Annotated in this window: 8 protein-coding genes; 2 read left to right on the forward strand and 6 right to left on the reverse strand. The window is 72.1% G+C overall.

The annotated features are described in order from the left end of the window. Window positions 1–162: 162 nt before the first annotated feature. Together ABZ836_RS30210 and ABZ836_RS30215 are read right to left on the reverse strand one after the other, a co-directional pair. Window positions 163–1,062: a tRNA (adenine-N1)-methyltransferase gene (locus tag ABZ836_RS30210; protein ID WP_151774704.1), complete on the reverse strand. Its 900-nt coding sequence runs from the start codon at window positions 1,060–1,062 to the stop codon at window positions 163–165. A 56-nt stretch (window positions 1,063–1,118) separates the two neighbouring features. Then, window positions 1,119–2,843, reverse strand: a complete 1,725-nt coding sequence (locus ABZ836_RS30215) for a site-2 protease family protein (RefSeq protein WP_361147537.1) — start codon at window positions 2,841–2,843, stop codon at window positions 1,119–1,121. 192 nt (window positions 2,844–3,035) lie between these two features. Here ABZ836_RS30215 and ABZ836_RS30220 point away from each other — a divergent pair, with 192 nt between their 5' ends. Both ABZ836_RS30220 and ABZ836_RS30225 read left to right on the forward strand, forming a co-directional pair. Next, window positions 3,036–3,965, forward strand: coding sequence for a RecB family exonuclease (locus tag ABZ836_RS30220; protein WP_361147540.1), 930 nt, complete (start codon window positions 3,036–3,038; stop codon window positions 3,963–3,965). Window positions 3,966–4,020: 55 nt separating this feature from the next. After that, window positions 4,021–4,692 carry a response regulator transcription factor gene (locus ABZ836_RS30225; RefSeq protein WP_356138111.1) on the forward strand — a complete coding sequence of 224 codons (672 nt, stop codon included), beginning with the start codon at window positions 4,021–4,023 and terminating at the stop codon, window positions 4,690–4,692. Between the two features lie 111 nt (window positions 4,693–4,803). On the opposite strand, the gene ABZ836_RS30230 is transcribed toward ABZ836_RS30225, so the two are convergent. The 4 genes from ABZ836_RS30230 to ABZ836_RS30245 form a co-directional block, all read right to left on the reverse strand. Continuing rightward, window positions 4,804–6,390 (reverse strand): ABC transporter substrate-binding protein, encoded by a 1,587-nt coding sequence (locus ABZ836_RS30230; protein ID WP_356138113.1) that lies wholly within the window; start codon window positions 6,388–6,390, stop codon window positions 4,804–4,806. Between the two features lie 115 nt (window positions 6,391–6,505). After that, the gene (locus ABZ836_RS30235; protein ID WP_356138115.1) at window positions 6,506–8,113 is read right to left on the reverse strand and encodes an ABC transporter substrate-binding protein; all 1,608 of its coding nucleotides are present in this window, start codon (window positions 8,111–8,113) and stop codon (window positions 6,506–6,508) included. Window positions 8,114–8,586: 473 nt separating this feature from the next. Beyond that, complete coding sequence (locus ABZ836_RS30240; protein ID WP_361147545.1) at window positions 8,587–9,285, reverse strand: HAD family phosphatase; 699 nt, start codon at window positions 9,283–9,285, stop codon at window positions 8,587–8,589. A 154-nt stretch (window positions 9,286–9,439) separates the two neighbouring features. Continuing rightward, the coding region (locus ABZ836_RS30245) for a vitamin B12 dependent-methionine synthase activation domain-containing protein (RefSeq protein WP_361147548.1) at window positions 9,440–10,324 on the reverse strand (885 nt) is incomplete at its 5' end.

Consider the following 10,324-nt stretch of genomic DNA (forward strand, 5'->3'; position numbering starts at 1 on the left):
GTGCGCTTGCGGGAGGCGTCGCCCTCGAACATGGCGCCGATCTGCGGGACCGTGACGTGGGACTCGTCGATGACCAGGAGGAAGTCCTCCGGGCACGGCAACCCGGCCGGTGCGCCGGGGAGTTGCGGGGGCGTGCGCACGGTCGCGCACGCCGGACGGCCTCTAGCGGGAGCCGCCGTCGGCGTTGGGGCCGGCGTAGTCCTCGCCGTAGGCGCCCTTGGCCGGGCGGCGGCGGCGCATGGGCGGCTCGACGCCGTCCGCGAGACGACGGGCGGTGAGCAGGAAGCCGGTGTGGCCGATCATCCGGTGGTCCGGGCGGACCGCGAGGCCCTCGATGTGCCAGTTGCGGATCATCGACTCCCAGGCCGTCGGCTCGTTGAAGCAGCCCATCTCACGGATGGACTCGACGGTGCGGGCGAGCTGCGTGGTGGTGGCCACGTAGCAGCAGAGGATGCCGCCGGGGACCAGCGCCTTGGAGACCGCCTCCAGGCACTCCCAGGGCGCGAGCATGTCGAGGATGACCCGGTCGACCTCGGTGTCGCTCAGGTTGTCCTGGAGGTCGCCCACGGTGAGCTGCCAGGCCGGGTGCTCGCCGCCGAAGTAGCGCTCGACGTTCTGCTTCGCGATCTCGGCGAAGTCCTCGCGGCGCTCGTAGGAGTGGAGCATGCCCTGGTCGCCGATGGCGCGCAGCAGGAAGGAGCTGAGCGATCCGGAGCCCACGCCGGCCTCCACGACGCGCGCGCCGGGGAAGATGTCGGCGAAGGCCAGGATCTGCCCCGCGTCCTTGGGGTAGACCACGGCTGCGCCGCGGGGCATGGACAGGACGTAGTCGGGGAGCAGGGGGCGCAGCGCCAGGTAGGCGACGTTCCCCGTGGTGCGGACAACGCTTCCCTCGGGGGCGCCGATCAGCTCGTCGTGCGGGAAGGAACCCTTGTGGGTGTGGAAGTTCTTTCCCGCTTCCAGCGTGAACGTGTAGTGGCGGCCCTTGGGGTCGGTCAGCTGAACCTGGTCCCCGACCTTGAAGGGCCCGCGCCTGCGGGCGGCACCGGTCGGTTCGGACATGTGACCAGCCTACCGGTCCGCGGAGGGTGTCCCGACCGGCGGACCGGGCGGCGGTCTCAGCGGCGGCGGGCCATGGCCTTCACGAACGCCTGCTCGACGTCGGCGGCGGACAGCACGCCGTAGATCTCGCCGGTCTCCTCGACCACCAGGTACTCGGTGGCGGGGTGGGCGCGCAGCGCCTCGAGGAGTTCCTCGCCGCCCAGCTCGGCGGAGACCCGCATGCCCTCGGTCAGCTCGGTGGCCAGGCCGGACACCGCGACCCAGGGCCGGCGGTGCTCGGGGACGCCCGCGATGCCGGTCTCGCGGACCAGGGAGACGGGCACGCCGGCGGTGTCCACCACGACCAGGGCGCGGGCGCCGGACGCGTTGGCGCGGCGCAGCGCCTCCGAGACGGGGGTGTCGGGCTGCACGGGCACGGCCCGGCGGGTGAGGGTGCGGGCGCGCAGTTCGGGCAGGCGCTCGCGGAGCCGGGCCATGCGGAGGCTGTTGCCCGCGCCGGTCCACATGATCGCCGCGACGATGGCGGCGAGCAGCGCGTCCAGGACGGTGTCCATGCCGTCGGTCTCGGCCTGGCCGACGGCGCCGGAGCGGGTGAGCAGCGGGAAGCCGATGAGGACGGCGAGGGCCAGGGCCCGGCCGACCCAGGCGGCGGCGACGGTGCCGGTCATGGGCCTGCCGGTGATCTTCCAGACCACGGCGCGGAGCATCCGGCCGCCGTCCAGCGGGAGGCCGGGGAGCAGGTTGAAGGCGGCGACGATCAGGTTGGAGATCATCAGACCGGCCAGCAGCACGCCGGGCACGGTGCCGGGCTCCACGGCGAACAGGGACAGGTAGAAGACGCCGGCGAGCACCAGGGAGAGCAGCGGACCGACGAAGGCCAGGACGAACTCCCGGCCGGGGGTCTCCGACTCCTTGCCGATGTCGGAGAAGCCGCCGAAGAACTGGAGCTGGATGCGGCGCACCGGCAGCTTGAAGCGGAGCGCGGCGACGGTGTGGGCGAGTTCGTGGACCAGCACGGACGCGTAGAGGGCCACGGCGAAGAAGAGGGAGACCAGGTAGCGGGCGGCGCCGAGGTCGGGGAGGATCCGCTCCAGCTGGTTGCCGAAGACCCAGGTGATCAGCGCGGCGACCAGGAACCAGCTCGGCGACACGTACACCGGGACGCCGAAGGGGCGCCCCATCAGCAGGCCGCTGCGGGGCTCCTTCTCCCGGTCGTCCTGTTCCCGGCCGGGGCCGTGCCCGTGCGCGAGGGTCCGCCCGGAGGGCGTCTCCGGCGCGGCCTTCCCCGGCGGCGCGGTTTCGCCCCCGCCGCCGGTGGCCCGTTCCGGCCCCTCCGGCTGCGACGGCGCGCGCCCGGTCCCCGTCCCACCGGCGTCGCCGGATTCCTCGGCGGGACGGTGCTCGCCGCCCGTACCGGGCGGCACGCTCGCGGGCCCGCCGGCCGCCGGGGGCTCGGGTTCCGGGCCGCCGGGCCCGCCGGGCGCCGGCCTCCCCGCGGGCCGGTCGCCGCCGGGCCCGGGCGCCGGCCGGGCCTCGGCAGCGGCGGGACGCGGCTCGGCGGAGGGGTCCGGCTCGGCGGAGGGGTCCGGCTGGGCCACGGGGCCCGACTTGGCGGCGGAGTCCGGTTCGGCACCGCGGTCCGCCTCAACGGCGCGGTCCGGCTCGGCGGCGCGGTCCGGCTCGGCGGAAGGGCCGGACGGGGGCGTGGCGGAGGGATCGGGCGGGATGGGCGTGGCGTCGTCGTCGGGTCGCGGATCCTCGCTCGCGCCGCTCTGCACCACGCCGGTTGTCCCCTCGTCCGAAAAGCGTTCGTCCTCCACGCGCCCGCGTGCGGTGGAGCGACCCGAGGTCGATGGTATGCGGCGTGACCCGCATCGCACGCCTTGGCACCCCCCTGAGCCTTTCCCGCTGTGACGGTGCCCATGTCCCCTTCGGTCCCGGGCTGTCGGCACGGGGCCGTAAGGTCTGATGGCATGGAGACCAGCACCGCCGCCCCGACCCCGGCCGCCGAGGCCGCGACGGACACCCCGACGGAGGCGGCGGCGGACGCCCCCGCCGCACCGGCCGCCTCGCCGCCGAGGTCGCTGTCTCCCTCGCGCGCGTCGGACTTCATGCGCTGCCCGCTGCTCTACCGCTTCCGGGTGATCGACCGGCTGCCCGAGAAGCCCAGCGAGGCGGCCACCCGCGGCACGCTGGTGCACGCGGTGCTGGAGCGCCTCTTCGACGCGCCCGCCGCCGACCGGACCGCTCCCCGCGCCCGTGACCTGCTGCCCGGCCAGTGGGAGCGGCTGCGCGAGAGCCGCCCCGAGGTGGCGGAGCTCTTCGCCGACGACCCGGACGGCACGCGTCTGGCCGGCTGGCTGGCGGAGGCGGAGCGGCTGGTCGAGCGCTGGTTCACGCTGGAGGACCCGACCCGTCTGGAACCCGTGGAGCGGGAGTTCACGGTCGAGGCGGAGCTCGACTCCGGGCTGCGGCTGCGCGGCATCATCGACCGGGTCGACGTCGCGCCCACCGGCGAGGTCAGGATCGTCGACTACAAGACCGGCAAGGCCCCCCGCCCGCAGTACGCGGAGGAGGCCCTGTTCCAGATGAAGTTCTACGCGCTGGTGGTGTGGCGGCTGAAGCGGGTGCTGCCGCGCCGCCTGCAGCTGGTGTACCTCGGCAGTGGCGACGTGGTGACGTACGACCCGGTCCCCGCGGACCTGCAGCGGGTGGAGCGCAAGCTGCTGGCGCTGTGGGAGGCGATCGAGCAGGCCACGGCGACGGGCGACTGGCGGCCCCGGCCCAGCAGGCTCTGCGACTGGTGCGACCACCGGACGCGCTGCCCGGAGTTCGGGGGCACTCCCCCGCCGTATCCGCTGCCGGTCACCCTGCCCGTGCCCGCGCGGCGCACGGCAGAATGAGACGGGCCGGCCGCCGGGGTCCGCGTCGCCGGTTTTCGAGCTAGGGAGAAGTCACGTGGCGATCCGCGTCCTGCTGGTGGACGACCAGCCTCTGCTGCGCACCGGTTTCCGGATGATTCTGGAGGCGGAGCAGGACATCGCCGTGGTCGGCGAGGCCGGCGACGGCCGGCAGGCCGTGGAGCAGGTCCGCGCGCTGCAGCCGGACGTGGTCCTGATGGACATCCGCATGCCGCGGATGGACGGTGTGGAGGCGACCCGCCGGATCACCGGCCCTGAGCGCGACGGCCCGGCCAAGGTGCTGGTGCTGACCACCTTCGACCTGGACGAGTACGTGGTGGAGGCGCTGCGCGCCGGGGCCAGCGGCTTCCTCCTCAAGGACGCCCCGGCCCACGAGCTGGTGCAGGCGCTCCGCGTGGTGGCCGCCGGGGAGGCGATGCTGGCGCCGAGCATCACCCGGCGGCTGCTGGACAAGTACGCCACCCACCTGCCCTCGGGCGAGGAGACGGTTCCGGACGCCCTGCGCACGCTGACCGAGCGTGAGGTCGAGGTCCTGAAGCTGGTGGCGCGGGGGCTGTCCAACGCGGAGATCGCCGCGGACCTGTTCGTCGGCGAGACCACCGTGAAGACGCACGTCGGCCACGTCCTGACCAAGCTGGGGCTGCGCGACCGGGTGCAGGCGGCGGTGTACGCGTACGAGAGCGGCCTGGTGCGTCCCGGCGGGCAGTGACGCGCTGTCCCCGCCCCGTCCGGCGGGCGTACGACGGCGCCCCCACCCGATGCCGGGTGGGGGCGCCGTCGTGTCGCCACGCGGAGTCCCGCGGTCAGCCGGTGCCCTTGCTCAGCTGCCCTTGCTGATCTCCCAGAAGCGGAAGACCGTGGAGGCGTCCAGGCACTTCTCGAGGCCGTACACGCCGTCACGGACGACGGCGTACTGCTTGGCCTGCCAGAGCGGCAGCATCGGCAGCTCCTCGGCCACGATGTTCTGCAGCTCCTCGTAGTCGCGGGAGGCGGCGGAACGTTCCCGCTGGGCGGCGGTGGCCGGGATCAGTTCCTCGGTGATGGTCTTGTTCTCGTAGTTGTTGCCGAGGACGTTGCCCTCGCCGAAGAACGGGCCGGTGAAGTTCTCCGGGTCCGGGTAGTCCGGCACCCAGCCCTTGACGTAGACGCCGTACTTGCCGGCGGCGATGTCCTTCTCGTACTGGGCGAACTTGACCGACTTCACCTGGGCGTCGAACAGGCCGCTGTCGTTGAGCTGCTCGGCGATCGCCTCGAACTCCAGGTCCGTCGCCGGGCCGTAGCGGTCCGGGGTGGACCAGAGGGTGAGCTTCACCTTGCTGGTGACGCCCGCCTCCGTCAGCGCCTGCTGGGCGGCGGCCTTGGAGGGCTTGGAGCCGTAGGTGTCGAAGAAGGCCGTGTTGTGGCCGGCGATGCCCGCGGGGACGATCGAGTACAGCGGCGTGGCGGTCTGCTCGTAGACCTCCTCGATCAGCGCCTCGCGGTCCAGCAGGTAGGCGATGGCCTTGCGGACGCCCACGTTGCCGACGACCGGGTCCTTGACGTTGAAGACCAGGTGCTGGACCTCGGCGCTGGAGCCCTCGAGGACCGAGATCTCCTCGTCGCCGGTGCTGTTCTCCTCGATCTCGGCGATGTCGCCGGCGGCGAGGCCTCGGTAGGCGACGTCGACCTCGCCCTCGGCCAGCGCCTGCTTGAGGGCGGTGCGGTCGCCGCCGAAGAGCTTGAGGGTGACGCCCGCGTTGCGGGTCTCGGCGGTGCCCTGGTAGCCGTCGTTGAGGGAGAACACGGCCTCGTCCTCGTCGAAGGAGTCCAGGCGGTAGGGGCCGGAGCCGATCGCCTTGCCGTCCTCACGCAGCTTGTCGGCCGGGTACTCGCCCCGCGGCACGATCGAGCCGGCACCCGAGGCGATCTTGCTCGGGAAGGTCGCGTCGGGGAACTTCAGCTGGAAGACGACGGTCTTGTCGTCCGGCGTCTCGACCTTGTCCAGCGAGCTGAACATGACCGCGGGCCCGGACGGGTCGTCGATCTTCAGCATGCGCTCGAAGGTGAACTTCACGTCCTCGGACGTGAACGGGTCGCCGTTGCTGAACTCCAGGCCGTCGCGGAGCGTGCACCGGAAGACCTTGGTGTGCTCGTCGGTGAAGTGGCACTCCTGCGCCGCCTCGGGCTCCGGCTCGACGGCGCCGCGCGGGAAGGAGAGCAGCGACTGGAAGACGTTGTTGAACAGCAGCCAGGAACCCGGGTCGTAGCCGGAGGCGGGGTCGGTGGCGAGCACGTCGTCGGTCATGCCGACGACCACAGTGGAGTCGGCGCTCTTCGCCGAGTCCTCCCCGGTTCCGCAGCCGGCGAGCAGAGCTGCGCCCAGCGCGGCGAGCGCGGGCAGAACCGGCCACCGATGATGTCTCTTCACGTGATGTGCCTTGTCATGCGTTCGTGACGGAAGCCGGGCTCGGCCGAGCCCGGCGGCGGTGTGTGGGGGGAGGGACGATACCCGCCGGCCCGGGAAGGGGGGCCGGCGGGACCTGTCATTCGGAGCCGACGCCTCGGCTCAGCTCCCACAGCTGCAGCGTGGAGGAGGAGTTGAGCGCGTAGGCGGTACCGGTGACGTCGTCGCGGGCGGCGACGTACTGCTTGCCCTGCCACAGCGGCAGCACCGGGACGTCCTCGGCGACGACGTCCTGGATCGCGGTCAGGCTGCGCGAGGCGTCGGCACGGTCGGGCTCGCGCCGCGACTCGGGGATGAGCACCTGCTGCACCCGGCCGTTGGAGTAGGGGGAGCCGAGGAAGTTCTTCTTGTCGAGGAACGGCGCCAGGTAGTTGTCCGCGTCCGGGAAGTCGGGGAACCAGCCCATGCCCCAGACCTCGTACGACCCCTTCATCGACGCCGGGCGGAACTCCTTCCACGGCGTGCCCTGGGGGGCGCCCACCTTGAACAGCCCGCTGTCGTTGAGCTGCTCGGCCAGGATCTCGAACTCCGCGGCGGTGGCGGAGCCGTAGTGGTCGACCGTGTAGTGGAGGTCCAGCGGCACCGGGGTGCTGATGCCGGCCCGGGAGAGGATGCGGGCGGCCTTGGAGACGCTGGGCTCGCCGTACCTGTTGAAGAAGGAGTTGGAGTGCCCGGTCAGGCTGGCCGGCACCAGCGAGTACAGCGGCTCGGCCTGGGCGCCGTACACCTCGGCCACCAGCTCGCCCCGGTTCACGATCTGGGCGATCGCCTGGCGGACGGCCTTGTTCTGCACGGCCGGGGCGTCGGTGTCGAAGGCCAGGTAACGGATGTCCAGGCCCGACATCTCGACCAGCTCGATGCCGTCGTCCGGCGTGACGTCCAGCTTCTCGACCTGGTCGGGCGTCATCGTCCGGGACATCACGTCGATGGCGCCCTCGGACAGGGCCGCGCCCATCGCGTCGGCGTCGGCGAAGCTGACCAGCTCCGCCTTCTCGTTGCCCACCTCGAGGGAGCCCCGGTAGTCCGGGTTCCGGGTGAACACGGCCTTCTTCAGGGCGCCGTCGGCGACCTCCGCCTCGAAGGCGTAGGGGCCCGAGCCGTGCACGGCGAAGCCCTCGAGGAGCTTGTCCTTCGGGTACTCGTCGGGGTCGACGACGGCCGCGACGGGCGTGGAGAGCTTGTACGGGAACGTCGCGTCGGCCGAGTTCAGGTGGAAGACCACCTCGCGCTCGCCCCGGGTCTCCACCGTGTCCACGGTGGAGAGGAGTCCGGCGACTCCGCTGTCCGCGTCGATGCGCAGGACCCGCTCGACGGAGTACTTCACGTCGTCCGCGGTGACGGGGTCGCCGTCGGCGAACGTCAGGCCCTTGCGCAGGGTGCAGGAGTAGCGCTCGTTGCCCGTGTCGGTGAACCGGCAGCTCTCGGCGGCCTCCGGCTGGGGGTCGCCCCCGCCTCGGGGCTGGACCAGGAGGGTCTGCAGCGACTGGCGCAGGATGTTCCAGGAGCCGACGTCGTAGGCGTACGCGGGGTCGAGCGGGGCGGGAGCCTCCGGCGAGGCGGCGACCTGGTCGGTGGTGCCGACTCTGATCGGTGTGCCGTCCGAACCGCCGTCGGACCCGCCGCAGGCGGCGATCAGTGGAGCGACCAGGCCGATCACGGCCGGCAGCGCCAGAGTCTTGCGGTTCATGCGCGGACGTCTCCAGGCTGTCGTTTTCCGCCGACCCGCCGGCCTGAGGGTGGTGCGCGTCGGGTCGCGGGGGCGAAGGAATGTTTCTCGCGGCCGACATTAGCCGCCGTCGCCGGGGTGCCCGGAGCCGACCGCAACTGATTTGCCGTCACGCTTCGGAACCAGCCGTGGACACAGCGGCAACGGCGCCGGGGAAGGATTCGTGCGGCATTTCCCCAAACCGGGCACAAGGACCCCTTCCACAAGGGTGCCTTGAGGGTCCGTGAGCGGATCTCCCCTGGTCCCGGACCCGTCGGACGTGTCGAAGGTCACAGGAATGAACGGCGGAAAAGAATGCCAAAATCCGGCCGGGGTGCTTGACCGGCACGATCTCCTGGAGTTTTTCGTATTGCCGGAAGCACGGTGAGTAATTGCCCGGCCGGGCGCCGTGAACAATTCGTGAACGGGCTGCGCCAATTCCGTGGGAGCGCGCCTCAGGGACGGTGGACGAGCGACCTCAGGAAACGGAGGTCGACCTCTTCCAGCGACTTCACCACGGTGCGTCCCGGCGCGGGCCGCAGGGAGGCCACGGAGGGCACGGCGACGACGCGGCATCCCGCCGCCTCGGCGGCGGCGACGCCGGTGGCGGTGTCCTCGACGACCGCGCACCGGGTCGGGTCGGCGCCCAGGCCGGCCGCGGCCCGCAGGTACGGGTCGGGGTGCGGCTTGGTGCGCGGCACCTCGTCACCGGCCACCGTCAGGCGGAAGTGGTGGGCGCCCAGGGCGGTCAGCACCCGGTCGATGATCCTCCGGTGCGAGGCGGAGACCAGCGCGGTGGGGATGTCGTGGGTGTGGAGCTCGGCCAGCAGGCGGGCGGCGCCCGGCATCAGCGGCAGGTGCTCCTCGATCCGCGCCTCGAACCCTTCGTTGAGCAGGACGGAGAGCTCGTCGAGCGCGATGTCCGCACCCGTCGCCTGGATGAGGAAGCCGGCGCTGCGGCTCATCGGCCCGCCGACCACCACGTGCCGCCACGACTCCTCCAGCCGGTGGCCCAGTGACGCGAAGACCTCCTTCTCCACGTCCCACCAGAAGCCCTCGGTGTCCACCAGGGTGCCGTCCATGTCGAGAAGCACTGCCTGGAGACCCGATTCCTCGGCCGTCCGGGTCGTCGTGGCGGGGACCGTACTGGTCATCCGTGGACCTCCTTCGACAAGACGTGCAACGCGCGCTGGGGCCGACAGGCCGGTCGCCCTCCGGGGGAGAACGACCGGCCTGCGGTGGATCGACCAGTGTACGACCGGTTCGCGCCGATCGCCCGTCGAAAACGGGCGCGTGGCCGTCGGAGGCTCAGCGGGCGTTGAAGTACTTCGCCTCGGGGTGGTGGATGACGATGGCGTCGGTGGACTGCTCCGGGTGGAGCTGGAACTCCTCGGAGAGGTGGACGCCGATGCGCTCGGGCCGCAGCAGTTCGGCGATCTTGGCCCGGTCCTCCAGGTCGGGGCAGGCCCCGTAGCCCAGGGAGAAGCGGGCGCCGCGGTACTTCAGCTCGAACATCCCGCTCATGTCGTCGGGGTCCTCGCCGGCGTAGCCGAGTTCGGAGCGGACGCGGGCGTGCCAGTACTCGGCCAGGGCTTCGGCGAGCTGTACGGACAGGCCGTGGAGTTCGAGGTACTCGCGGTAGGAGTCGGCGGCGAAGAGGCGGGCGGTCTCCTCGCCGATCCGGGAGCCGACGGTGACGACCTGGAGGCCGACGACGTCGGTCTCGCCGGAGTCCTGCGGGCGGAAGAAGTCGGCGAGGCAGAGCCGGCGGCCGCGGCGCTGGCGGGGGAAGGTGAACCGGGTGCGTTCACCGCCGTCCTCGTCGAGGAGGATCAGGTCGTCGCCCTTGGAGACGCAGGGGAAGTAGCCGTACACCACGGCCGCCTCCAGCAGGTTCTCCGTCTGCAGCCGGTCCAGCAGGCCGCGCAGCCGCGGCCGGCCCTCGGTCTCCACCAGCTCCTCGTAGGTCGGGCCGTCGCCGGTGCGGGCCTGCTTGAGGCCCCACTGGCCCTTGAACAGCGCGCCCTCGTCCAGCCAGGTGGCGTATTCCTTGAGCTGGATGCCCTTGATGACGCGGGTGCCCCAGAAGGGCGGGGTCGGCACCGGGTTGTCGGTGGCCACGTCGGAACGGACCGGCCCTTCCTCCTGCGGGCGTTCCTCGGTCTGGAGGGTGGGGGTGGTCTTGACGCGGCG

The organism is Streptomyces sp. NPDC047130, assembly GCF_040643475.1.
Taxonomy (GTDB): domain Bacteria; phylum Actinomycetota; class Actinomycetes; order Streptomycetales; family Streptomycetaceae; genus Streptomyces.